Annotated in this window: 19 protein-coding genes; 6 read left to right on the top strand and 13 right to left on the bottom strand. The window is 48.8% G+C overall.

Annotated features, from left to right (window positions below; genetic code table 11):
• Positions 1–21: 21 nt before the first annotated feature.
• Complete coding sequence (locus CPZ25_RS18195) at positions 22–1,236, bottom strand: NAD/NADP octopine/nopaline dehydrogenase family protein (protein ID WP_058696424.1); 1,215 nt, start codon at positions 1,234–1,236, stop codon at positions 22–24.
• Between the two features lie 635 nt (positions 1,237–1,871).
• Here CPZ25_RS18195 and CPZ25_RS18190 point away from each other — a divergent pair.
• Complete coding sequence (locus CPZ25_RS18190; protein WP_013381949.1) at positions 1,872–2,267, top strand: 4Fe-4S binding protein; 396 nt, start codon at positions 1,872–1,874, stop codon at positions 2,265–2,267.
• A gap of 178 nt (positions 2,268–2,445) precedes the next feature.
• Here the strand turns inward: CPZ25_RS18190 and CPZ25_RS18185 are convergent, their stop codons facing one another.
• Positions 2,446–3,849 carry a trimethylamine methyltransferase family protein gene (locus tag CPZ25_RS18185; RefSeq protein WP_096918978.1) on the bottom strand — a complete coding sequence of 468 codons (1,404 nt, stop codon included), beginning with the start codon at positions 3,847–3,849 and terminating at the stop codon, positions 2,446–2,448.
• 17 nt (positions 3,850–3,866) lie between these two features.
• Positions 3,867–5,513, bottom strand: coding sequence for a BCCT family transporter (locus CPZ25_RS18180; RefSeq protein ID WP_058695505.1), 1,647 nt, complete (start codon positions 5,511–5,513; stop codon positions 3,867–3,869).
• 327 nt (positions 5,514–5,840) lie between these two features.
• Here CPZ25_RS18180 and CPZ25_RS18175 point away from each other — a divergent pair, with 327 nt between their 5' ends.
• Positions 5,841–7,295, top strand: coding sequence for a sigma-54 interaction domain-containing protein (locus CPZ25_RS18175; protein ID WP_074616593.1), 1,455 nt, complete (start codon positions 5,841–5,843; stop codon positions 7,293–7,295).
• Positions 7,296–7,404: 109 nt separating this feature from the next.
• On the opposite strand, the gene CPZ25_RS18170 is transcribed toward CPZ25_RS18175, so the two are convergent.
• Entirely contained in the window at positions 7,405–9,054 is a 1,650-nt protein-coding gene (locus CPZ25_RS18170) for a BCCT family transporter (RefSeq protein ID WP_096918979.1), read from the bottom strand.
• Between the two features lie 610 nt (positions 9,055–9,664).
• On the opposite strand from CPZ25_RS18170, the gene CPZ25_RS18165 reads away from it, so the two are divergent.
• From CPZ25_RS18165 to CPZ25_RS18150, 4 genes are all read left to right on the top strand, one after another.
• The gene (locus CPZ25_RS18165) at positions 9,665–10,444 is read left to right on the top strand and encodes an aspartate/glutamate racemase family protein (RefSeq protein WP_058695508.1); all 780 of its coding nucleotides are present in this window, start codon (positions 9,665–9,667) and stop codon (positions 10,442–10,444) included.
• Between the two features lie 135 nt (positions 10,445–10,579).
• Positions 10,580–12,010: a trimethylamine methyltransferase family protein gene (locus tag CPZ25_RS18160; RefSeq protein ID WP_243129321.1), complete on the top strand. Its 1,431-nt coding sequence runs from the start codon at positions 10,580–10,582 to the stop codon at positions 12,008–12,010.
• 27 nt (positions 12,011–12,037) lie between these two features.
• Complete coding sequence (locus CPZ25_RS18155; RefSeq protein WP_096918981.1) at positions 12,038–13,453, top strand: trimethylamine methyltransferase family protein; 1,416 nt, start codon at positions 12,038–12,040, stop codon at positions 13,451–13,453.
• 120 nt (positions 13,454–13,573) lie between these two features.
• Positions 13,574–15,019, top strand: coding sequence for a sigma-54 interaction domain-containing protein (locus CPZ25_RS18150; protein WP_096918982.1), 1,446 nt, complete (start codon positions 13,574–13,576; stop codon positions 15,017–15,019).
• A 52-nt stretch (positions 15,020–15,071) separates the two neighbouring features.
• Here the strand turns inward: CPZ25_RS18150 and CPZ25_RS18145 are convergent, their stop codons facing one another.
• The 9 genes from CPZ25_RS18145 to CPZ25_RS18105 all read right to left on the bottom strand — a co-directional run bounded on the left by CPZ25_RS18145 (position 15,072) and on the right by CPZ25_RS18105 (position 26,184).
• Positions 15,072–15,887, bottom strand: a complete 816-nt coding sequence (locus CPZ25_RS18145; protein ID WP_096919240.1) for a class C sortase — start codon at positions 15,885–15,887, stop codon at positions 15,072–15,074.
• Between the two features lie 73 nt (positions 15,888–15,960).
• Positions 15,961–17,592 carry a SpaH/EbpB family LPXTG-anchored major pilin gene (locus CPZ25_RS18140; RefSeq protein ID WP_096918983.1) on the bottom strand — a complete coding sequence of 544 codons (1,632 nt, stop codon included), beginning with the start codon at positions 17,590–17,592 and terminating at the stop codon, positions 15,961–15,963.
• A 76-nt stretch (positions 17,593–17,668) separates the two neighbouring features.
• Positions 17,669–20,128 (bottom strand): SpaA isopeptide-forming pilin-related protein, encoded by a 2,460-nt coding sequence (locus tag CPZ25_RS18135; RefSeq protein ID WP_096918984.1) that lies wholly within the window; start codon positions 20,126–20,128, stop codon positions 17,669–17,671.
• A 288-nt stretch (positions 20,129–20,416) separates the two neighbouring features.
• Positions 20,417–21,481, bottom strand: a complete 1,065-nt coding sequence (locus CPZ25_RS18130) for an alpha/beta fold hydrolase (RefSeq protein ID WP_242867546.1) — start codon at positions 21,479–21,481, stop codon at positions 20,417–20,419.
• 19 nt (positions 21,482–21,500) lie between these two features.
• Positions 21,501–22,223, bottom strand: a complete 723-nt coding sequence (locus CPZ25_RS18125; RefSeq protein ID WP_096918985.1) for an alpha/beta fold hydrolase — start codon at positions 22,221–22,223, stop codon at positions 21,501–21,503.
• Positions 22,213–23,925 carry a bifunctional lysylphosphatidylglycerol flippase/synthetase MprF gene (locus tag CPZ25_RS18120; protein WP_096918986.1) on the bottom strand — a complete coding sequence of 571 codons (1,713 nt, stop codon included), beginning with the start codon at positions 23,923–23,925 and terminating at the stop codon, positions 22,213–22,215. Before CPZ25_RS18120 ends, CPZ25_RS18125 begins: the two co-directional genes overlap by 11 nt.
• The gene (locus CPZ25_RS18115) at positions 23,922–24,368 is read right to left on the bottom strand and encodes a hypothetical protein (protein WP_058695515.1); all 447 of its coding nucleotides are present in this window, start codon (positions 24,366–24,368) and stop codon (positions 23,922–23,924) included. The genes CPZ25_RS18120 and CPZ25_RS18115 overlap by 4 nt, the downstream gene beginning before the upstream one ends.
• 146 nt (positions 24,369–24,514) lie before the next feature.
• The gene (locus CPZ25_RS18110) at positions 24,515–25,528 is read right to left on the bottom strand and encodes a tetratricopeptide repeat protein (protein WP_058695516.1); all 1,014 of its coding nucleotides are present in this window, start codon (positions 25,526–25,528) and stop codon (positions 24,515–24,517) included.
• 116 nt (positions 25,529–25,644) lie between these two features.
• Positions 25,645–26,184, bottom strand: a complete 540-nt coding sequence (locus CPZ25_RS18105; RefSeq protein WP_058695517.1) for a Uma2 family endonuclease — start codon at positions 26,182–26,184, stop codon at positions 25,645–25,647.
• Positions 26,185–26,314 lie beyond the last annotated feature (130 nt).

The raw sequence follows: 26,314 nt of genomic DNA, 5'->3' as shown, positions 1-26,314 counted from the left end.
ATGTAAAAATAATGCGGAAATTTATTTTTCGCCTGTTCTTAAGTAGGTGTTTAATTCTTCAACCGACATGCCGTCAATACCCAGGTATTCTAAAGTATAGCCGTTTTCTGTCAGGTCTCTGCCGTGGATTGCGTTAGCCAGGTTGATCATAGAGTCAACAACAGGTGTTTCTACGCCTAAAACATCGCCTAACTGCTGGTATACATAGCAGCCAACCGGGATATCTTCAGTGATGTAACGGTTGTTCATGTCGAAGGGGCCGGTACCGTACTGGATTGGATCCTGTTTGTCGAATGGAATTAAGTAATCCAGTCCCATGTATTCCTGGCCAAGAACATTTTCACGTGAGAAGAAGTGTTCTTTTTCGTATGGCTGGATGCCAACGCCCAGTTTTTCAGCTAAGCTGCATTCTTCTTCATAGAAGGTGTACTGTACCTGAGAAATGGATGGGCAGTATGCGTGAGAGTAGATTGAGAATTTATATTTGTCTTCACCAAAGATGGTTCCGAAGTTTTCCATTGTGGATACGCCAAGGATTGCGCCTGGGCAGTGAAGTACAGGGTTAACATTTGAGAAACCAGTATCTAATACTGTGTCGCCTGCTACTGCGCCGTCGCCATTGGTTACAGCGTCCATAGATGGTAAATACTTGGAGCTTTCGATGAAAGCTTCTGTATCGGTCGCTGGCATTGCAGCGCCACGCAGGGTGATTGCACGGTAGTATACTCTGATCTTGTGAGTGATAACACCACCCGGCATATCAACACGGCTGCCGTATGTAGAAGAAGACCAGCCGCCGATGATAACTTTTGCGGTGCAGCCAGCTTCACGCATCATTTTGCGTAAGATTAAAGAACCATAGTTATCTGGGAAGATGTGGATAACCTGTCCGTCTTCCAGACATGGGATTAATTTTTCAAAGAAAGGTTTGTGACCAAAGGTCGGTGTTGCCACAACGATGATACCTGCGCCCTTAACAGCTTCTGCTACATCGGTTGTAACCTTGTCCATTTTAGCAAAGCCTTCACGTTCGAAGCCGTACAGGTTACACTGTTCGCCGTAGAATTTGATCCCGACTTTGTCAACATTCATTAATGTTTTCTGTGCGAAGGGTTCCATGTCGCAAATTCTTACTTTTGCGCCGCCTAAAGCACAGTCCCCTGCGATTGCTTTACCAACACCGCCTGCGCCCAATACCGCGATTGGTTTGTCTTTTAAATAACTCATATCTGCCATTGTTTTCATTCTCCTTTTTGTTCCTTTGGATTTTCTTTTACTTTTTTAATTTGTGTGATGCCATTATATAACGCAATATGCGTGCCAAATTTAAAACGGCCTGAAAAGATTCTTACTTTTTTTGTAAAAAGCCTGTTTAAGCCATTTTCTGGAGTTCATTATCATCCAAAAGGATTTTTACCAAAAATTCAAACCGCAAATTTTTTTGCTCTTTTTGAGGGAATCACGCTTATTTTCTAAAAAAACCGTTATTCTATGGCGATTTTAAGCCCTTTTTAAAAATGTGTAATCGGTTTTTGCACATGCATATTTTTTTGCACCCTCTGTTATCTTTTAGAATTTGACCAAAAAACAGCGCCTTATTCTTCGATAAAAGGCACTAAAAACGGCGCTGTTTTTATTAAAAACCCCGGAGACCTCCTGTTTTTTCATTCTGTTTTATTTAATAGAGTAAAATTTAGCTCTCTTTTTGAGACCCACCTGCCCGATTCCTCAAAAAAATACTCCAAAATATGGAATGATTTGTTGTTGACAATCGAAATCATTCTCGTTAGAATTAAGGTAGAATAAATATTGGGGAACGGATTCTTTGTAGGCTGCAATCTCAAAGGTCCGAGAGAAGGAGTATCATCATTATGAAAAAACTTAAAGTAACCGATCAGTCACTCTGTATGAATTGTCTTGCCTGTGAATGGGCTTGTTCAACTGCTTTCTATAAAGACAGAGCTTATGGTCATGATTTATCCTGTATTAAAGTTGACGTAAAAGACAACGGCGACTTGAAAACCAAGGTCTGTGTGCAGTGCGGCAAATGCGCTAAAAACTGCGAAGCCGGCGCAATCTCCCAGAATCCTAAGGGCGTTTACATGATCAACAAAAAGCTTTGTACAAACTGCGGTAAATGCGTTGAAGTTTGTCCATTCGGCCTGATTGTCAAAGCAGAAGACAAGGACAGCCCATCCAAATGTATCGCCTGTGGTATCTGTGCAAAAGCATGCCCAATGGACATCCTTGAAATTGTCGAAAGCTAAGCGCTTTATCTAAAAATTCAAATTCGATCAATTAAAACGCTGTTTTCTTTTACTTGAAGCAGCGTTTTTTATATGAAGGCATCTAAAAAAAGAAGACCGCGGGGGACGGTCTTCTTTAAATACTAGCAAATTGAGGGAGTAAGCAATTTCTAGCATCATTCAGGCAAACAAGTATTTTTTAGTCGGCATTCCACTCCTGTGGAATGTATTTTTCTAATAATTTTTTCTGGAAATCGGCTAATTCAGGGAGTTTATAATTACCGATTCGTTCTTCTACCATATCAGCTGCCAGAGACTCTACACTTTTCGCGCCGTCTTTCAGCCAGTTTTGTGTCGTTTCGCGGTTCGCCAGTTTAGGAAGCATAAATTCTTCTCGATAAATCTTTGGTGTCCGTTTGTTAATGTAGCTTCCGCCTGGGCCGGCCTTGGCAATCTCTTCAACCATCATATGCTTGTCATCCACTGCAAAACCTTTAAACTGGCGCTTAACACTCAACGCGGTTTCTTCATCCAATACCAGTTTTTCAAAGCTGATGGTATTGTAGGTATCCAGGATACCGCAGGCGTGAATGATAAAATCGATGCCTGCGCCATAGGTTGCAAAGAGATTTAATGCGGTTTCCTTACCAGCCTGGTAATCGACAGCCTTGGCGTCTGTGAGCCCGCCGCCTGCCCGTACCGGCAGATGATAGTAATTGGCGATTTCCTTGGCATAGTATACAAACAACGGCGTCTCGGCGCCCCCGATTGCCATGGAGATTACCTTCAAATCGCCGCTTACGGCAGGGAGACCGTAGACAACCGGCGTTCCTGGATTCACGAGCTGTGCCAGGGTAATGCCTGCCAGTATACCGGCATTGTTGGATACCAGCGTTCCTGCTATACTCGGCGGCAGGGTAACACCCGGGAAGCCGCCTTCCGCAACCACCACAGGCTGTCCGGCTCTCGCATAGACAATTAACGCCTCACACATGGCGGTGCTGATCCCTAAGGGCGACATTACATTGATCAGGCCTGCAACCACTGGCGTCTGGTCATGGATATCATAAAAATCCTGAGCCATCCGGATACTCATCTCAGCTGCTTCTTTTCCATCAACCATGCCCATGACCGGCTTGGTATGATATTTAAGGGCGGTCGCCATCTGATAGCCGCGCCGGATTTCCCTTGGTACGGCAACCGGCTCCATGACATTGGGGTTCCCGGCGTCAAGCACTGCGCTGCTCTCGTGCAGCTTGGTTACATCCACCAAATCCTGGGGGACTATGTCCTCAATTTTTCCATTTTTCAGGCGGTAGATCGGGCCATAGCATGGAACAGACACGCTGCCCCCATCGCCAATAACAACGCTTTTCTCACGTCCTCTCCATTCGAACTGGGATGGCGCGCTTGACAAGGCTTTTTCAACCATATCGGCTTCTATAAAAACCGTGTTGCCGCTGACTCTGGCCCCATGTTCTTTAAAAATCTGAAGGGCCTCTTCTTCATGAAAATTCACACCGACGTTTTTTAAAACCTCCAGCGTCGCCTCATGAATTTTGTCGAGCTCTTCTTTTTCTGCAAAATTGAATCTTAATCTCATTTTCTCACTCCAACTTGTCAAATATTTTCTGCTTTTTCTTTCTTAGCGGCACGCTTTGCTTTTTTAGCTTCCAGCGTGCTTGCTTTTTCTTCCATAATGTATCTTCTGCTGTTAATCTTTTGTAAATCGATGGTTCCTTCCATTTCTTCCTGCTTCAGCGACTTAACCATTGAAATAATCATCAGAACCATGACAAACATGATGACAATAGAGGCGACAACCGAGGACAGCTGCAGGCTCTGAATCTGTCCTTTTCCGACAAGAATCATGGTGATCGCCAGCGCAGCGATCGAGATCGCCCAGACAGCTCTTAACGGTTTAGAAGGCATGGTTGGATTCTGGTCTTCCTTGGTTGATACCTGAGCGCAGACATATGAGAAAGAGTCTACGGTTGTTGCCAGGAACAGGAAGATTAAAATCAGGAACAGCACTGCCAAAATCTGGCCAAGCGGCAGATGCGACAGCATGGTAAATACAACAGACTGTGTGCCCATGTCATTCATGGAGGCAACCAGACCTAAGTTCTGGAACATTTCCTGGAAGATGGCTGTTCCGCCAAAGGTTGCAAACCACAGCCAGGTAGCGATTGGGGCAGCGCCCAGATGAACCAGCACGATTTCCTTTAATGTGCGCCCGCGTGAGATGTCCGCTACAAAGAGGCCGGTTGACGGTGCGGAAGCGATCCACCACGCCCAGTAGAAAATAGTCCAGCCCTGAGCAAAGCCAGTCTTATCAATGCTGTCAGTCCATAAAGCCATCGGGAAGAAGTTTCCAAGCATATCACCCAGCGAGCTGCTCATGGTATTTAAAATAAAAGCAGTCGGACCAACAATAAAGACGACTACACAAACGATAATGCAGAGCGGAATATTCAGATTACTGAGAATCTTGATTCCCTTGTCAATCCCGCTGACAGCGCTTGTGGTAAACAGCGCGGCCCATGCAACGGCGATGATAATATAGGTCAGATTGTTTTCCGGAATCCCGAAAAGCGAGAACAGCCCCGACGCCAGCTGAAGGATACCAAGCCCTGTGGCTGTGGTGACACCACCGACAACCCCGTACACCAGAAAACCGTCAAGAATACGGAATCCTTTTGATTTAACCTTATCACCAAAGATGGGTTCCAGCACACGGCTGAAAAACGGCGGCATTCCTTTTCTAAACATAAAGTAGCCCATGGTAACCCCAACAACCATGTAAATGGCCCATGGAACCCAGCCCCAGTGGAAAAACGCCTGTGCCAGCGCTCTTACAGCGGATTCTGCTGTGTAAGGCTCCATACCCATCGGCGGTGTCTGCAAGAAGCTCAACGGTTCTGCGGCTCCCCAGAAGACCAGGCCGACGCCGTAGCCGCAGGCAATGATCATGGCAAACCATGAGAAGAAAGAATGCTGTGGTTTTTCATCATCTTTCCCAATCTTTACATTCCGGTAAGGTCCAAAGGCCAGCCAGAGGCAGAAGCCCAGGAACAGCAGTCCCAGCATCAGGTAAACCCAGCCAAAACCGTCTGTTAAGAAATTAAAAATAACATTAATCGCATCGCCCATTCCTGTTGGATCAATCAATGCCCAAGCCATCAGAGCTGCCAGAATGGAAAGTGCTGGAAGGGCGACCCACCAGTCAATCTGCTTCAGCCAACTCACTTTTTTCTTTTCGTTCATTTTTTCTCTCCTCTTACAAAATTTTCATCTGCGTTACTGCTTCGTGTCCCCCCTTCAGCAGTAAACTCCAGCAAAATGAATCGCAATTCTATATAAAGCAAGATCAATGCCAAAACAAAAATGGCTTAAAACAGCCGTTTTTAAGGGTTTATTCAGACGCAACGCATAATTTTTATGCATTTCTTTTGATTTTAATATCTTAAAAGTCCCTTAATCTGTAAAGAAATCAGAGCTGCAAAATAATTTTGCCAGCATAATTATTTTGCGAATTGCTTTGATTTGGTATGAATATTGCATTAAATATAGGAAGATGATTGGAGTGATTTTATGAAAAAAAACAAAAAATTTTTTCTCGACCCGGAAACCATTAAGGTTTTTGAGTTGGTAGAAGATATTGCCATCAATATTATTGATGACGGCGGCCGCTTTGTCTGTTTTTCCCAGGGCAGCGAGCTGTTGGATGGCATGAAGCGGGAGGATGTTATCGGGAAGCATGTGCTGGAGGTCTACCAGTTTTATGATGGTGAGGTTTCTCCCGCATTGAGAGTGTTAAAAAATGGCGAACCCTTAAAAGACTTTAACATCCGTTATATGAATGCCAAGGGGATGACTGTCGATGCGATCAGCTGTGTTTACCCTATCTTCGATAAGGCCGGAAGGGAGATTATCGGCTCCATGTGCATTTACAGAGATAAATCCGATTATATCTACCTCTCCAAAAAAATTGAACAACTTGAGGCAAAACTCAAAAAGCAGGAGAAAAACAACAACGGCACCCGTTACCAGATCTCGGATATTTCCGGTGTATCGGAAAGCATCCGCGACTGCACACAGCAAGCCGAGCTGGCTGCCAAGATTTCAGCGCCAGTGCTGATTTATGGCGAAACGGGCACTGGAAAAGAGGTTTTTGCCCAGAGCATCCACAATGCCAGCAGCAGGAGCAACGCCCCTTTTGTGGCTATCAACTGTTCTGCCATCCCTGAGACGCTGCTTGAAAGCACACTCTTTGGTACCGTGAAGGGCGCTTACACGGGCGCCGGCGACACTAAGGGTCTTTTTGAAGCAGCGGAGAACGGAACTGTTTTTCTGGATGAGATTAATTCCATGGACTTAATGCTTCAGTCCAAAATTTTACGCATTCTGGAAACCGGCACCTACAGGCGCGTTGGAAGCACAAAGGAGCTCACCACCAACGCGCAGATCATCAGCGCTATGAACGAGCACCCGCATGCTGCCATTGAAAGGGGACGCATCCGCTCTGACCTGTACTACCGGCTGGCGACCCTCACCATTGCCCTGCCCCCGCTCAGAGAACGGCGCGAGGATATCATTCCGCTGGCGCTCTCTTTTCTGAGTACTGAGTCTGCCTCTATGGGAAAAAAGCTCTATGATTTTTCAGAAGAAACCAGAACACTACTCTATAATTACGACTGGCCCGGCAATGTCCGGGAGCTCAAGCACATTATTGTCCGCGCCATTCTGCTGGCTCCTTACAACAGCAATATTATCACATCTGAGCAGCTGCCGGCAGAGTTGAAGAAAAGCACCACCGGGCGCACGCTTTTGGACAATGAAACATGGTCTGCCAAAAGCCACGCTTCGCTCAAAAACCTGACGGATGATTTTGAACGGAAGGTGATCCTGCAGGTTTTAAATACCTACAATTATAATATCACCAAAAGTGCCGAGGCACTTGGCATGGTACGGCAAAGCCTTCAATACAAAATGCGGACCCTTGGCATCCAGAACAACCGCTATCACCACGCCGATCCTAAATCATAAGCATAAAAATAAAACAGCCTTTCGGCTGTTTTATTTTTGCTTTGGAAGTTTTTCGATGTATGTAATTTCCGGCGTGGTCATGTCACCGGTTATTACCAAATATAATTAGTTATTCTGAAGCAGATGCTTTGCCAAATCTTTTTTTCTTATTCTTTTTGGCCTCTGCCTCTTCTGCGGCTTCCGCCTCAGCTGCTTTAATCTGACGGTCAAGATCGGCCGCGTAGGTAATTTCATCTTGTTTGTTTTTACCAGACAGGAAATACCTCAGGAAACCGATGATCATGGCTATTTCCACAAAGAGCATCGGATAGCCCGCAATGGTCTTAACAATTTTTATGCCATTGATGCCGCCGGTAACGACGAACAGAATGGATACTGCACCGATTAAGACACCCCAGAAAACCTTGATCGGAAGCGGCGCTTCTTTAATATCAGAGGTCTGCTGTCTCAAGGACATCTGCGAAATGGTCGATGTCATGGAGTCGGCCAGCGTTATAAACGACAGGGCCACCAGAACAAGCATGATCACACGTATGATCATTGTACCTGGAACAAATTCGAATAATTTCATCATGAATGCTTCAGCACCGCTGGCATTGTAGAATTCCATTAAGTCATAAACGCCAGTTAACTGGATATTGATAGCGAATCCGCCAAAAATACCAAACCAGATAACGCCAAAAATAGATGGCAAAACAACATTAACGACGATAAACTGACGGATCGTACGGCCATAAGACATTTTTACCAAGAATAAACCAACAATCGGTCCAAAGGACAGCCAGTCAGTCATCCAGTATAAATCCCACCACTGTGGCCACATTTCAGAATCAGCGACAGCTGTTACAACTGGTTCTGTATAAGAGGTTAACGCGATGATATTGTTAATGTAGTAACCAAAGGATTCTACTGTAAGATTACAGATGTACTGTACCGGTCCACAGAAAAACATGAAAATCATCAGCGCGATAAAAATCCACGCATTTTTGTCAGACAACCACTGGATCCCTTTATCGAGACCTGTGGCGCTTGAAATCGTATAAGAAACAATAATGACAACTGCGATGGCAGTCCAGATCATTGGACCAGGTGTGATGCCGAATACAAAATCCAGACCTGCGCCGATCTGTAGCAGACCATATCCCAAAGAGCCGGCAACACCACCGACGATGGCGAATAATACGATCCCATCTAAAATATCATTAGCTTTGTCACTCAGGTCCTTACCGTTTTTCCAGTAAACAAGACCTGCGCTGGAGGCATAGCTTTTACCCATGTTCCAGTAAGCATAGCCACAGCAGATGGCTGCTACTGCATAGATGGAGTATGGCTGGAATGCCCAGTGCTGGAAACATTTTGCCAGAGACCAGATAATGGCTGCATAGCTTCCCGGTTCAACACCAGCAGATGCCGGCGGTGTAAAGGAAATGGTCAGAGGTTCAACAGCCCCCCAGAATACGATCCCGGTACCGATACCGGCACAAAGTGAGATCGCCCACCAGTTCCATGTGCTGTATTTTGGCTTGGCATTCGGTCCCCCAAACTTCGTGCTGCCAATTGGATGCACAAACAAGAAAAACAAGAATCCTAAAAATAACAGGATACCAAGAGCTACCAGCCAGCCACCGCTGTGCATGAGCTCCAAGAAAAATGCAGTCATCGTGTCTGTAAAGTTCGGATCCGTCGCACCCAGGATCAAAACAGCGCCCATTAAAACAATAGGAATACCTACAGTTATCAGTCGGACTTTCTTAAACATAATACTTCTCCCTCTTTTTTAGATTTTCGAATATGACAAGCCTTACCCTTTAACCAGCCTATTACCCATATTATTTTGATGGTAACCTTTTAAACTTCCATTGACAATCGAGTGTTTTGCACCCTATACTATGGGAATAAGCTGGTTTTGGGAAAAGCCTATCATTTAGCGAATGACTATGCAATTATATATTGCAAGGTTCGTGCCAATTCGTAAATCTATTTTTTTCTCCTATTTAAGCTAAATTAAAGGGTTTTTCGTGAAAACGGCTTCTTTCTGCAGTGCAAATTTTTATGCACCATCGTTTTGCAATGCTTTTCAAACCCTCTGTTTAAAAGAGTTTTGAACAATATTGTCATCATTTTTTGCGTGTAATCTTTTTTTGCGTTTTTGGAACCGTTTTTTTCTTCAAAAACTTTAAATTTTTCTGGAAATTTTTTATTTTTTTTATTTCTTCCTTTTAATAAGCAAGTTCTTTCGCGTAAACAGGCATAAAAATCTTTTTTAAATTCATGATGAATGCAGACAAATTTGGCACAAAGCTTGCATTAAATAACAGCAACAAGTAAACAGGCAAACATCAACATTTAAATTCAGGGAGGAATAAAAAATGCAAAGAGATTTAGCCATCAATTACATGACGACACGGAAAAATCATACCTGCTATGGTATGGGGATTGGTATTATGGTACTGGACGACGCTTATCCAGGATTCCCGGGGGATGTCCGCAACGCAAGCGCCTGGGGTTTCCCCATTCAGTATGAGATTGCCAAGGGTGTTGACAACTACACACTCGTATGGGAACAGGATAAGACCCCCTGCCGCGAACCGATTGTGCAGGCTGCCAAGAACCTGGAAAGAATGGGCTGCCGCGCTGTCGCCGCTGAATGCGGATACTTCGCATATTTCCAGCAGGATGTCGCTGCTGCGGTTGACATTCCGGTCTTTATGTCCAGCCTGCTTCAGGTGCCGTTTATCCAGCAGCTGATCGGGCCGAAAAACGCGGTTGGCATCATCTGTGCCCAGAAGCGTTTCTTAACCGATACCCACCTCGAAAAGGTCGGCATTGACTTGAACAGTAATTTCCACATCGCTGGCGCTCAGGACGAATATGGCTGTCCTCAGTTCGATACCCTCTGGGATCACGAAAAACGCCCGGCTGTTCCGGAAAGCTACTATGATGAATCCGAAAAGGACATGATCCGCATTGCCAAGGAATTCATCGCAAAACACCCGGATATTAAGGCCATTATGTTAGAATGCACGGGTATGCAGCCATTCGCAAGAGCGATCCAGCGCGAAGTAGACCTGCCGGTATTCTCCTGGGGTACGCTGCTTGACTATGCATGGTCCTGCGTTGCCCACCGCGATTACTACGGACATATTTAATTAAAATATATGTCAGCAATTAATGGTTTGTGCGGGAGTTCTCTACGGGCTCCCCACAATCTGATTAATTGCTGTCTTTACGGCCTTCTGTTAAACGGATTTAAACCATTAATTGCTATGAAAAGAGGAAAACATATGAAATCTTATGAAAAATATATTTCAAAAGATGATGTTCAGAAAATTCACGAGACTTCGTTAAAAGTACTGGCTGAAGTTGGTGTGATCTTTGAACATCCGGAAATTATTGAACTGTTTAAACGTCACGGCGCCCGTGTGGACGGCAACACCGTTTATATGGATGAAAAGCTGGTGACGGACGCCCTGTCCACCGCACCTGCATCCTTTACTGTTGAGAATTCCAAGGGCAGCCACACCTTTGGCGGCGGCGCGCGCGTGCTCATGCCGGCTGTGGGCAGCATCTACCGCCTGGAATCTGGTAAAATCCACAAGATGACCAACGATGAAACCGTTGATCTCTTTAAAATTTCCGATACCAGTGATGTCATTGACTGTAACTACTTCAATGTTTTCCTGGAAGATAAGCAGCTGTCCATGGAAGAACGGATCTACAGTCCCGTTGCCATGGTTTTAAAATATTCCCATAAAACCGGGCTTCACCTGATGCCGAACACTTTCCCAATCCAGGGCGATATCCGCGAGCCTTTCAAAAAAGGGCTTGAACTGATCAACCGCTTTGAAGGCCGCGCGGATGTTTACAATAATATCGTGCATGTCAATTCTTTGTCCCCCCTTTGTTTTGACCACGATCCACTTGTAAAATTCCTGGTTGGGGCTGAAATGAACCAGCCGCTGTGGTTCTCGCCGTGCGCGATGCCAGTGCTCACCGGACCACCGTCTGTGGCCGGACTTCTGGCAATGTCCAACGCTGAAGTCGTTGCTGGCATGGTCATGGCACAGCTGGCCCGCCCTGGCATTCCTGTGGTCTATGGACAGACCTCTGCCTCCACCAACTTAAGAGAAATCCAGCTCTCCATCGGCGCGCCGGAAACCGCTCTGATTTCCTACGCGACTGCTGGCTTGGCGGATTTCTACAATGTACCTTTCCGTACTGGCGGCGGCCTGAGTGACGCCAAGGATTTCGACGCCCAGACTGGCTACGAATCCGACATGATGATCCGTTCTACCTTAGATGCTGGCCCTGACCTGGTGCTGCATTCCTGCGGTATTCTCGGCAGCTTCAACATCACCAGCTTTGAAAAATTCTTAATGGACGAAGATGTCTACCGTATGAACAGACGTCTGCTTTCTGGCATTGAAGTCAATGAGGACACACTCTGCTTCGACACCATTAAAAAGGTTGGTCCAAGGGGCAACTACCTCCAGGGCCGTACACCAAAGATGTTCCGCAAAGAATTTTTCACACCAAAATACTTCAATAAAGAAGACCCGAACCAGTGGCAGCAGAATGGCAACAAGCCGGTTGTCGACACGCTTACACAGGCGGTTAACGAACGTCTTGAATCCTACTGCCCACCGGAAATTACCAAGGAACAGGAAGATATGCTTAACCCGTATATCCCTGAAAAATACAGAGATCACATCTAAACTTTCGTTTTACAGGAGGAGAATAAAATGGAAACCACAAAAAGAAATATTGACTTTGGCGTTTTAAATAAAGAAAAGATTGAGACCATCCATGAAAAGAGCCTGGAGCTTCTCGCAGATTTCGGTATGCGCGTCGCTGGCGACCGCACCCTGGATGCCTTAAAAGCATACGGCTGTGAAGTAGACGGCAATATGGTTAAATTCCCAAAAGCAGTGGTTGAAAAAGCACTGAACACCATTCCTAAAGAATTAACCTTATACAACCGCGACGGAAGCCCGAGCATGGTCATCAACAGCAAGAACAACGTTTATTTCGGTACACACTCTGACCAGCTTGAATACCTGGACTACAAGACCAACAAAGCCCGCACTTTCATGAAGGCTGATACCAAAACCATGTGTACGCTTGCCAGCGCGCTGGAAAACATCAGCTTTGTCCTGTCTGTTGGGATGAGCGGCGACGTTGACCCGGCGGTTCAGTCCCAGGTCACTTTCATCGAAACCGTTAAAAACTTTGACAAAACCATCAACTTCTCAACCAATGACATCGAATCCTTACAGGAAATCATTGATATCGCAGCTGTTGTCGCTGGCGGTCACAAGGAACTGGCTGAAAAACCATTTATCTTCAACTATTGTGAACCCATCCCACCCATGACCCACCCCATCGAAAGTACTGAAAAACTCTTTATCAGCGCAACCAACAAGATTCCGGTTGTCTACATGCCTTACTGCATGATGGGCGGTACTGCCCCCATCACCATCGCTGGCGCCCTGACACAGAACAATGCTGAAATCCTTGCTGGCGTTGTCATCACACAGGCTGTCAACGAAGGCGCACCGATGATTTACGGCTCCATGCCCACAGTCTTTGACATGAAAACCACGGTCGGCTCCTATGGGGCTCCGGAATTCCACCTGTCCGTCGCTGCTGCCTCCGAACTGGCAGACTACTATCAGCTGCCCTTCTTCGGCACTGCCGGCTGCTCTGACGCTAAAACCGTTGACCCACAGTCTGTCTCTGAAATCCAGATGGAACTCTTCTCTACCATCCTGAGCAAAGCCAATATCGTTCACGATATCGGTGTTCTGGATCACTGCAACAGCGTCGCGCCCGCAATGGTGGTTCTGGCCAATGAAATGATCAATCAGCTCAGCGCTTACTCGAAGGGGGTTGAAGTCAACGATGAAACACTGGCCATGGACGTCATCAAACAGGTCGGCCACGGCGGACATTACCTCAACGAAATGCACACCCTCTCAAATTTCAGAAGCGTATGGTATCCTGAATTCTATGACCGCAAGATGGTTAACCCCGATGAATCTGAAATCATGAGTCAGGTTACTGAAAAAATCGACAACATTCTGGCAACACATGAAGTACCCGCTCTGGAACCAGATGTCTTAAAACAGATCGAAGAAATCGAAAAGAAATACATCTAATCCCCTTATTAATAATATGTTTGAATTTTGGGCAGTCTCATTTTGGGCTGCCCTCTACCCATTTTTTGTAATGTGTGCTATGCTTAATACAGAACAGTTAATCGTTGGAGGTAAGCGCGTTTGAAAACTAAGAAAGACACGATTGAAGAGGCATTGGAGCGAGAGAGTCTTCCCGTAAAGGCAATCGAACGCATCGAGGATGTCTGCATCCACGTCGTTGACAATACAGGCAAAATCGTCTGCTATTCCAAGGGCTGTGAAAAGATCGAGAACATGAAGCATGAGGATGTTATCGGGAAGGACACCCATACGCTCTATAACTATGTTGAAAACGAGTCCATGCAGGATTATGTGTTAAAAACTGGAAAAAAGGTTCAGGATGTTCATGTCAAATATGAGTCTCCCTCTGGCAAGCTGGCCGATGTGATCAGCAGCACCTATCCGGTATTTTCAACCGATGGCCAGAAAAATGTGGAGGCTGCCATCTGCATTTACCGGGATATCTCGGACTATATGCACATGGCAAAAACCATCGACAAGCTGCAGAACGACTTAAAAAACCAGCAGCTTAAAGACAACGGCACCCAATTTACCTTTAAGGACGTGGTCGGCTCCAGCGTGGCGACGCTGGAATGCGTGCGGCAGGGTAAAATCGCCGCCCAGACCAACGCCCCTATCCTGCTTGCTGGTCCCACCGGCACCGGTAAGGAAGTCTTCGCGCAAAGCATTCACAATGACAGCAGCCGTGCCCACAATCCTTTTGTGGCGATCAACTGCTCTGCCATTCCTGAGAATCTGCTGGAAAGCACCCTCTTCGGGACTGTCAAGGGCTCCTTTACCGGCGCGGTGGACGCTAAGGGCCTGCTGGAAACCGCCAAGGGCGGCACGCTGTTCTTGGATGAAATCAACTCCATGAACATGACCCTTCAGTCCAAGCTGCTGCGCGTACTGGAAACGAAACGCTACCGCAAGGTCGGCGGCAACAAGGAGCTGGAGATGGACGTCCGGGTGCTCAGCGCCCTGAACCAGGACCCGCTGGAGGCCGTGGATGAAGGGAGGCTTCGCTCTGACCTTTATTACCGCCTTGCTGTTTTTTCCATCACCCTCCCCAGCCTGACCGAACGGCGCTCCGATATTATGGAGCTGGTGCAGTCCTTTCTCTCCTCCGAGGCGGTGGCCATGGGCAAGAGCCTGTACCAGGTTTCCGACGAAGCTGCCGATATGCTTCTCGGCCACGACTGGCCCGGAAACATCCGCGAGCTCAAGCATACCGTCACCCACGCCATCTACATGGCCCAGCATCAGGACACTGTGCTGACCGCCGACCTGCTGCCGTCCTACATTAAGAAAAATCATACCGAAAAAAAGCTGCATGACAAATTTCTGGCCGACCGCGAGAATGATACCGACCTGAAGTCAACCCTCAACCGCATCGAAAAGCAGATTTTAAACGAAGTGCTGACAAACAATGACTTTAATATCAGCAAAAGCGCCAAGGAACTGGGCATTTCGAGGCAGAACCTGCAGTATAAGCTAAAAGTCTATCAGATCAAACAAAACGGCTGAAAACAGTCTTTATTCTAAAAACAGAGGTATACGTTGTTTCGGCGTATACCTCTTATTTCTTTTTCTTAGCTTTTCTTACTGCTACAGCCATGGCGGTAAGAACAACGACGCTTGTGATGGCCGCGGCCGCCAGCAGCAGTCTCTGTTCAGAGGTCAGCCCGGGCGGCGCTTGGTCTTCTGTCTCTGCCTGCGGCACACACTCAACCCGGGTTCCCCTTACGAGGAGCCTGTGGCTGTTGATGCCATAGGGGGTACAGGTGATCAGTGTACAGTAGTCCTCGCCGGGCGTCCTTTTTAAATTCTGTGTATCGCTGGGCTCGACCACCTGTATCCGATCCACCTCGTAGGCGGCAGCCCGGTCCAGCACGTGTATGAAGAACATATCTCCCACTGCCATCTCGGACAGGTCGGTAAAAATTCTGGCATGTACCAGCCCCGAATGTCCTGTCAGCACTGAATGTGTGCCCTCCCCGCCGATGGGCAGCGAGGAGCCCTCCAGATGCCCGCTGCCCTTTTGCAGCACTGCCTCTGATGTTCCGTGGTAGATAGGCAGTTCAACCCCGATTTTAGGTATTTGAATGTATCCCATGCTGTCATAGAGGTTCAGCACCTCATTGTAATTATCCTGCATGACCATACCGCTCCCCGCCACAAAGGGATCGCGCACGGGGCTTCCGGAGAGACTGTCATTATACTTTACAGCTTCCTGCCAGGCCGCCTCTATCTGGGCGCTGCCGGTCTGTTCAACAGCCTCTCTGTAGCTTTCTACAGTGTAGGAGCCGTTGACCTCAGCTAAATAGCTGGCCAGATAGGGGTAGCTGAACAGGAAGATACCCACCAAAAAGGTCAGCGCAATTCCGATTGTCATTTTCACAGTGTCATCTCCTTATCATAAAAAGGGTAAAGCACTGGCGGCTTTACCCTTTGACAACATTTTTCACTTAATTCTGTCTTGTCTTTTTACGGTATACGACTAACAGCACTACTGCCACGCCAATCAAGGCAATCCCGCCGGCTGTGAACATCAGGGTTCCCATTCCCCCTGTCTTCGGCAGCACTAATCTTGAGTTACTCGGTGTATTGACTACGGTCAGCTCGACATTGGCAAATTCCTTGCCATCTTTCAGCTCAACAGTGTTTGGAATCGGCCTGCCCTGATCGTCGATTTTATTTCCGAAGGCGGACGCGTCAATGGTAATTTTGACCGGCCCGTCTATCAGATTGTAGCCATCCGGCGCCTGGACTTCGACGGCCCAGAAGCTGTCCTGCACAAAGCCTGTAAAGTTGCCGCTCACATCAAATTCTGGCGTAAGCTCCAGGCCTTTAAACCGGACCACCCCGCTGGCGTCGGACTGTTCCCTGACCACATTGCCGTTGCGTGTAATGTAATTCCCATTCAGCGCGTTGGCTTCGCTTGTCGCGATCTGGAAATACGCGCCTTCCAGCGGCTTTTTATTCGTACTTCCTGCCGGGACCGCCTCATCCTCATCGGCCGCGACTTTCATAAATCCAACCATACCGTCGAAGATAAAGGGCTTATCCGTCGGTTCTGTCGGCGGATCTGGGTTATCCGGGTCTCCCTCAAAGGAGTAGAAGACCAGCGCGTTATTGTGAATGGACGTGTTATGGTCGTAATCGTCCGCCATACTGGATCTGAATTCGACGGACAGCACGGAATCCTGACCGGCGCCGTCGCCGTTGGCCAGCTGTTCCATCCCTTCCTTTTTAAGCTTAACCGTCATGGTATTATTGTTATCGACAGAGGGCTCGATCACCTCATAGTGATAATCTCTTGTCAATTCGCCGGATTTATCGCCTGTGACCTTTACAGAGCCGCTCTCATGCACAAAGTTGGGGTGTAACTGGTCGACGATATGGAAATATCCTTTGCCCGCATCCGCGTTCTGGGCTGCCTGGCCGATTGTATTCGGCACATGGGTGGTTATTTTCCAGGTGTTTGGGTTCTCTCCGTGTGAGAGCAGGCCGCCGTCGACGGTTTTCTTCACACTGGACAATTCGTTTTTCGGGTATACATAGACATCCTCAAGCCAGGTTGTATTATCGGTGGGGTCGATCATGGGCACAGAAACCACAAAGGGCTCAACCGCTGTCTTAACACCCTGGACGCTCGACACCTCGCGCACCAGATAGTAGCCGTTTAAGTCTGGGATATCAATCTGTCCGTTCTGGTTGGTTTGATACCGGTTGGTTCCGTTCGCGCCGGTGGTCAGCGGAGCGAGCTTTATCAGTCCCGCATTGGCGGCGTCGATTGCCTCCTGCCCGGTTTTCGGGAAGACCAGGTCGCTGTCGTCCCAGGCTTTACCATCCGCTGGCGTCATTTCGGACACCTCAAAGATAACACCGGCGAGCGGCACGGCGTTTGCCGGCAGCTGCCCGGTTTCCTGAAGCCCCTCTGTGCTCTCGCCAGCCTGGCTGGCATCGTCCATGGAATACTTTAAGATATGCAGCGTCCCTGTCATGGGCGCGGCGTTTGCAAACGGCGCAAATAAGGACGCCATCATCACTGTTACGATCGCTATGCTTGCTACAATTGAACTAAACTTCTTTTTCATGAGTTCTTGTTCCTTTCTTTTAAAATAGTCTGAATAACAGCGGGTTCCCGCTGTTATCCATCATCTGTCCTGAATCCTATTTCCTTCGGGCCATGATCAGCTGCGCGGCGGCAAGGCCGATCACGATAATTCCAGCCGCTGTAAACAATACAGCGCCAAAGCCGCCTGTGAGCGGGACGTCTCCTTTTTTATAGTTTGGCAGTTTGTAGACCGTACGCCCCTGATCATCAGATGTGAGCGCAAAGGCCGGCGGCAGGGAGTTTCCTTTTCCTTCAATCGCAAATGTGCCGTCTGCCTCCGCGGTGACCAGCCACTGCCCGTGGGGCAGCATATAGCCCTCGGCCGCCTTTGTCTCCGCCAGCAAATACTGCCCGGCGTCAAGGCTGTCGAAGCGGACGCTCCCGGTATCGGCATCGCTGACGTCCGTCAGCTTTTCCTGCCAGCAGCCGCTGGCGTCTCCTGTGGCCAGTTCTGTGTGCGTGTGGCCCGGATCCTTTTTAAATCTGCATTCATAAAGTGTAAAGCCTGCTCCGCCCAGCGGCGTTCCGCCGCTGCTGCCATCCACCTTGATAAACTCAAAGCTGAGCTGTGGCCGGGTCCACTTTCCTGTATACAGCACATTTCCCTTATCAATCGTCACCTCATCCTGATCCCAGCCGCCAAAGACCCAAACTTCGCCGTTTTCAGCGGCCACCTGTTTTTCGGCAACTGCCTGGGGAGACACTGACGCGCCATCCCGGCAGCCCCCTTCTGTCGGCGGCAGCAGGGACATGACTTCCTCCGGAAGCTGTGCCTGCGGGTCGTCGCCATTGATAAAGCGATAGTTGACCAGATAACGCTCCAGCTCTGGCTGGGCATCTGTTACAATCCCACCCGCTGCTCCCAGGCTTTTGTTGGTGGGCAGTACGCCTGACTTATCCATCTCGGTTCCGTCAGCCAGCCTGACCTTCAGCGTCAGAGTGTGTACGGCGCCTGTACTGCACCCGCTCAAATTCCAGACCGCCTGGTCTGATAAAACGGCCGCACTTCCGCCTCCTTCGGACACGAGTGCGTCGGTATCGGCGCCTGTCTGGAAAACAAAATGCTCAGAGAGCACGTCCACAAGCCCGGTATTGGCGATAACTGCATTTTCCGCGGCCTCTAACAGGGCCTGACTGACTGCTTCCTCAAATTTGGCGGTGTCCGCGGCCTCGTAGACGACGCCGCTGCTGGACAGTGCCTGCAGGTATCTGTTTTGGGATGTGTACATGGCGATGGGTAAAATCTCAACACCCATTCCCTTCAGCTGATTGGCCTCGGCAGCGCCATTGGCGCTTTCCGGCAGAGGCATTCCGTCACTCAAAAAGAATATAACGGTCTTTCTGTTCTTATACTCTGATCCGGCCTGCTGCTCTCTCTCCTCAATCAGTTGGGCAGCCCCCTTCATTCCCGCGGTGTAATCTGTGACATTGTCGTCGATGAGAGGATGGGCTGTCAGGGCACTGTCGATGTCCTGAAGGCTATGGGTAAAACCCGTGGTCCACAGAAGGGAACCCATGTCATGGGCCCCGCCGTTCACCCCGCCAAAGGCCACCAGCCCGACCCGGTTGCTGCCCTTAGTTTCTGTATCTCCCAGAATCGCCCTTGCCGTATCCCGCACCAGGTCTTCCATATAAAAAGATCTCGGGTAGGAATACGGCTGCCCGTCGCTGATTCCTGTGGCTGCTGCCGGCGTGAGCATGGAAGTGCTGTAGTCCATCACAAAGATAAAGTCAAGATTTGAGACCATCTGCTCATTTTCACCATATTCGATGAGAATCTCGGCCTCTGTCAGGTGCGCATCGGTCCATTTTGCAGATTTCCGCAGCGCGATATTTCCCTCACTGCTGTCCACGATGCTTTCATAGCCCTCCTCTCTCAACGCCGCCTCGTCCCTCAGCTCCGGGCGCGCGCCTGCGAGAGACGGAAAACTGATCCCATCCTGCAGGCCCGCAACCTTTTTATGGGTCAGGCTGCTAAAGCTGGCGCCCCGGTAAGCCTCCATACCAATGGTTTTAACGGAATGGGGCACATCCAGCGCTCCTGTATAGTTCTTGCGCCCATAAAAAGCGGAAGCGCCGATGGTTTCCAATAAATTCTTTTTACCTTCAAAGACAAAGCCTGTGATTTTCTGATTGGCCGCGTTATTATCTGAAAAAGCATTGCCGGCAATCTCGGTGACACTGTAGGTGTCTCCCCCGTAATTCACCTCCTCCGGAATGGTTATAACGCCTTCAAGGCTTATATTTCCAAGAAGAACGGCCTTATGAGCGCCGCTGTCCAGCCGGTACATCAGCCCGCCGATGCCAACCTCTGTGCCTGATGCAGCCGGAGATGCAGTATCCTGAAACGTATTTTGGGGATTCAGAGGACTTTCAGCGCGGGCTGCCTTGGAAAAGGACATCGTCTGTGCAATCAGAAAGGCCAGCAGGATCAGAACCGTGAGGAGCGCGATACGGCCAGCCGCTCTGTCCCCATTCTTCTTCCGTCCATCTGGTATTTTTCGGGAATTCCCCATACTTTATCACCTCCTTCAAAAGTTTAACAACGATCCGCCAATGCTTTTTGATATTTTTTATCACAATATCAGTATCTTTTTATGCTAAATCATTGTCGTAAGACTTTATTGTAATCATTATTATACAGATATTGTTTCTTTCGAAAAAGTACTCTAAGTTCATTTTCACGGACAAAATGTGACACAAATGTGTCTTATATTCCGATCAAAAAAGCCCCTGCCTTTATAAAAAAGACAGGGGCTGGGCCTGTTGGGCCATGCGCACAGCATAAATATTTTGTTTTAAATTTATTTCGCGAAATCGACCACCGCGCAGTTTACAGTCTCGAATCCTGCATTGGTGGGCAGGTGGGCGCTTTCCGGTATCTGGATGAAGGTGACGTTATCCTTTTGGGCGGCCAGATGTCTGAAAAAATCCGCTGGACCGTAGATATCGCCCTCGGCCTGCAAAATCAACATGGGTACCTCCAGGTTTTCCATGGCCTGCTTTTCATCGGCCTCGTAGATCTGCTGTCGGAGCGTTGTGAAGCGGGAGCCCCCGAAGATGGACGCGTAATAAGCGTGGTAGATATCTGCCAGGCTGAAATCCGGGCTGTAGAACACGCGTACAAAGTAGCCCATGAGCCGTGTGTTGGCAGACAGATCCTTCCAGTAAAACATCCGGCTGGTTTTGAGGGTCACCATCTCCTCAAGCTTTGAAAAGCCCTCGAGATCGTTGCGTTCATAGCTCTCCTCGAGCACTCTTCTGTCCCAATAAGACATATCCTCTGTTTTTAGCGCCTGAAAAGCCATCTCCTGCGCGTCCTTCAGACTGGTGATGGGCCCAAGATTAATGATTCCCGCCAGGTCGCCGCCTACGGTCTGGGCGGCAGAAACCGTCAAAATCGTTCCGTTGGAGTAGCCGAACAGATAAATTTTGCGGCCGGGATACTGTGCTTTCATGGCCCTCACCAGGTCGCAGGTCATGGCGACCTGGCGCTCAAGTGTCACCGACTCTGTATCGTCTGTAAAATTTTTCCCGCAGCCCCAGCAGTCCCAGTACACGACCAGAAAGTGCTCTGTGAGCTCTGGTGTGTCGCCCCGGTAGCCAGTGCCGTAAATAATGGGGGACTGAGGACCGCCGTGCAGCATGATGAGTACCGGCAGGTCCTCCCTTTTTCCCTCGACGAGCACGCTCTGCTCTTCACCGTCCAGTTCCAGTGTCTCTAGCCGGCTGACCGCGTTGTTCTTAACCGCACGGTCATAAACCGCCCGCATGGCGATCGCGCGGCTGATCAAAAGCACTGTGGCCAGCAGGGCAAGCGCCACCGCTGTAAACTGGACAATTTTTAAAATTTTACGCTTTTTTTCCATTTTCTGCAAAACACCCTTCTCACAGGTCATATTCCTTTAAAAAGCTGCGTATCTGCCGGATGTAGCTGTCCGTTTTCTTAAACAGCGAACGGTGGTGCGCGCCCTCAAAAAGCACCAGACTGGCGCCGGGAATCCACGCTGCCATCTGCTGGGTATGGCCGGTGCGGATAAGGTCCTTTGTTCCCGCCAGCAGAAGCACAGGGCTGTCGATCCGGCTCAGCTCCTCCTCAGAAAGCCGCGGTGACCAGCCCATGAGTCCGTACCGCTGCGTGCGGCTCCCCACCGGGATGCCCAGCTTTTCAAGGAAGCTCCAGAGTCGGTACTGAAGCCTGATGAACAGGTAAGGCAGGGCGCGCATTCCCCTTGGATGGACATTTCCGCTGACTGCAATGACAGCCCGCACCCGGTGCGGCGACTGGACAGCCAGCTCCAGAGCGATATTGGCACCGTCGCTGAAGCCGAGGACAACGGCAGAGGGCAGGCACAGCCGATCCATCACAGCCAGCACATCCTCTGCCATCAGGCCCGTGGTCAGCCTTAAGGGGCCGGTGTCGGAACGGCCGTGGCCCCGGCTGTCGATCAGAACGATCTGATAACGTGGCAGAAAATAGTCAATCAATCCTCTGAAATCCTCCTTGTCGCCGCCGTTGCCGTGGAGCATGATAAGCGGCATCCCGTCCCCCACGGTCTCGTAATGGATGCCTGCGCCCCGGTTCCACACCTGGCCTCTGTTATCCTTCATTTGGCTTATCTTTTTTCATCTTTCCCTGGACAAAGGACCGGGCATAGTCGATAACGCCCTGGGGATTCTGGATTTTTATGATGGCGTAGGCCATCTTAGGCGTCATGATTCTGGGCATAAAGGCAAAATAGCCTGGCACCCAGAAGGGATTGTACTTGACCTTTGCCCGGTAAAGCTCCTTGAATCCATAGACCTCGTTGAGGTTTTCGTAGACAAATTCCAGCAGCCTGGTGGTGGTGCTGTCTGGCTTTCCCTCCTCGGACAGGTTGGCCAGGGGCGCCAGGCCCATGGTCGCCCAGTGAATTCCCTCGTCCTTAAATTTCTGAAAGGCCTCGACCATAATGATCTCATTGACGCCCCGGGGCGCGTCCTCTGTCCTTCTCGTGACGTCTGCGTAATAGCCGTCCATGCCCGCAAAGGGTACAAAAACGATAAAGCCGACCAGCTTTCCCTCGGCATTCTCGGCGTAAAAATAGCGCTTGTCCATGGGGTTATCCAGGCCCACGCCGCCCAGAGTAAAGGACAGCTCCCCGCTGTTTTTGCCTTTGAGCCAGTCATTCGAAACAGCGTCGATGGCCTGCTCGATGGCCTCGTCCCTTTTTTCGAGGGGCCTGTACTCGTGCACGGTCACGCCTGCCTTGGTGGCCTTGTTCACATTGGCCCGCACCTTGGCAATTTTTCCGCCCTGCATGGTAAATTCGGTCAGGTCGAACCGAGCCTCCTCACCGCATTTGATGGCACCGAAGCCGAGCCTTTTATAGTCCTCAAGATAGCAGTCGGTGATGCCCATAAAAACCAGGCTGAAAGCACTGTTTTTACAGAAGTCTCTGAACTCCTCAAGCAGCGCAGGAAAGTCGGCGTCGGCACAGATGGGGTCGCCGCCCACGACCACCACATCGTCCACAACGCCGTAGGCCACAACACCGTCTACATTCTTCCCGAAATACAGGGTCTTGTCATCCTCCAGCGTCAGGTATGAAAGCGGATTCTGTCCATACTTCTGAACCAGCCGTCTGGCGTGCTCAAGCCCACTGCTGGTAGTTCCTCTTTTTTCCAGAAAGGGCTTAACCGCAAAGCCAAGCGCGACAATGATACACACCCAGCTGAACCAGAAAACAAAAGTGTTAAATTCCGGGTGCGTAGCCACACCGGCGTCCTTCACGCTGCCTGCAACAAAGATTACCTGAAAGGTCTGGAGCAGGCACTGTCCAAAGCTCAGGCCGCCTGACGGGTCAAAGATATTGGTATCGTCAAAATAGATGGAGGACGCGCTTAAAAAGATAGCGTACAGCCCCATAAGAACGAAAATAATGCCAACCCCCAGCGCCTTTTTGTCCGACGCCCGGTTAAAATCTCTGGCAAAAATCAGCAGCACCACCAGCACCAGCGCCTCAAGGAAAATGATGAGAACCCCCACCGCATGGTGTGCCCGGAAAAGGTGGCCTGCCATGTTAATGCCGAGCAGGGCAACAGTCACGATCCATGCCACCCGCTTTCTCTTGTACAGGTTGTAGGTGGTTACCAGAAGCACCACAGCCAGGACTCTCTGGACCAGCTTGCGGCTGTTGATCACATTGCTGACAACCTGCTCGAGGGCCGGGTTCGGGATAAAACTGAATACCAGCAGCACCAGTGACAGAGCAAAGGTAATACCCACAGCGACATTGATCATCTGGTTCCGGTTATTAAAGGTCATGCTCATGCCCGTGTTTCTCCTTCCTGGATCGTCTCCTTCTCATTTAAGACAACACTGATCGTATAAAGCACCGGAAGAGCAGCCACCACAAAATCAGAGGCGTCCAAGGTATCCACCACAAATAAAAAGGCGTAATACATGACCAGCACTACAAGGATTCCAAACCCGATCCTCCCGCAGCGTCTCAACTTCTCCTTCCCAAGGGCCGCATTTCGAAAGCCCATGATACCGGCAACAATACTGGCAACAGCCAGAACAAGGCTGAAAACCCCCATGGTCGCCAGAAGCTCAGAAATCTGACGCGCGCCAAGCTCCACATCGTTCACTGCCATCCGCATGATGGTAAACCCGCCAAACTCAAGAAAAGCTGCCAGAACCATCACGACGCCAAACAGGATCACCAGCACTGAGCTAACCTTCTGAAAGTTGATTCTTCTCTGTTTTGTCATTTTCCAACTCCTGTTAAATAAAATTTCTGCTGCGCTTATACTTATACCCATTTTTCTACGAAAAAGAGGTATACGCTAAAACGACGTACACCTCTATATATTGTGTTTTTTTACTGACTATATTTTATTTTCCCTATATCTTGCAATCACTGGCTGACAGCCTTTTCCATGAGGGATTCAGCCTTTTCAAAGTCGACCTTCAGTCCCGCATGCCCCTGAAGATAGAGATCGCCCAACAGCTCAAGGGCGTCCGGAACGCCAAAATGCGCCGCGGCCTTCACCCAGTCCACCACGGTCTTTACATTATTGGTGGCAAAACGATCCTCGGGCGCCTGGCAGATTTCGTACTGGCAGTAAACACTGCCCAGCTCAATGCCCTTATTTAACCATTTTTTGGCGCGGAACATACCTGTTTTTCCGCTGACATAACGGCCGTAATAACGGTAAAGCGCATAGGCGGCCTCGGTAAACCCAGCATTCATGGCTTCGTGGTAAAGCTCGCAGGACTCGGCGTTGAGGTTGACGCCGGTTTCCGAACAGGTCATATACTCATGGGCCATGCCGGCATAAAAGAACGCCGCGCCGTTTCCAGATTCCGTCGCCTTTTTGAACCAATACAGGCCTTCTTCTGCACCCACCTTTGTGCCCCAGCCCAGAAAGTACATTTTTCCAAGCAGCACCTGGGCAGAGATATCGCCGCTCGCGGCCAAATCCGATACATTTTTAAACACCTTTGCGCCATGGCTGAAAAGCAGCTTCTCAAAGCCCTCCCGGTCTTTGGGGTCCGGCAGGGTATTATAGTGAATGGCTTCTGCATTTAGTTCATTCTGAAAGCTTGCTCTGAGCACATCGACATAACGATCCTTAAAGATAACGCAGAGTGTCTTGTAGTCATTTTCCAAGGTCTCCAGAATTTTTTCATTGTCCCACTGGCATCCAATCATCTCATCCAGGTTATGGCCGATGACCTGACCATCAAGATAGTAGGCAGAATTGACTAACCGCCAGAAATAGCTGTAGCTTTTACTTTCCGGATCATAGACCACACAGGCATAATCCAGTAATCTTTTATATAATCCTATGACTGCTTCACTGTAGATTTCGACCCATTCATCCATCGTATAAGTGACCAGTGCATCCTTTTTTTCTTCAGCCGCCATTTGCAAACTCCTTAATTTATCCATACTGTACGCATTATTTTATATTATATCAATTTTTCTGAAAAACGGATACTGTTTTCAGGAAACTTAATAAAAATTAATGAATTAGCAGCCCTTTATTCTTCCTCGGAACGATCCTTAAATATTTCCGAATAAGAAATAAAATAATCCTTATAAACGGTCACCTTAATCCGCTGAGGGCTGTCATAGATGACCGGAATCCACGGGTTTTTCACAAAATTATAGGAAAGGATCACCTGCTTAACCGGGTCGATCACCCAGTATTCTTTTACACCGGCAGCCATATAAATGTTCATTTTTTCAAGATAAGCGACTTCCATGTTTTCTTTGGACGCGATCTCTACCACCCAAGCTGGAAAGCTCTCATCCTTAATCTGCATGGCGATCTCCGGCCTTAAAATAGTGTTCGGCAGCACTTCCGCGTCGATCACGAGCGGGTCGTGGGGCATAGCCAGCTTGTCCAGCGGCCTGTGGGTCAGCACATACCTGCTGGAAGCGGCGTGCAGATAGCGTACGATATCCTTATGCGCTTCATCAAGCTCTGGTTTTTCATAGGCCACGCCGTTAATGATCTCAGAGTTTTCACCCTTCAGGGCATCCTCATTACCTTTTTCCAATCTTAATAGTCTTGTCATATTGATTCGCTCCTTAGTATTGATACCTTGCTGAATTATTATCATTTCGGTTTATTCATTATAGCATTTTCTATCAAACTATTATACCAAATTATGGATGGTTTTAACATTAAATGCTACAGATCTGCTG

It is taken from the genome of Eubacterium maltosivorans, from assembly GCF_002441855.2.
GTDB classification, from domain to species: domain Bacteria; phylum Bacillota; class Clostridia; order Eubacteriales; family Eubacteriaceae; genus Eubacterium; species Eubacterium maltosivorans.
The sequence above is the reverse complement of the archived record's forward strand: the minus strand, read 5'-3'. Positions and strand labels throughout refer to the sequence as shown.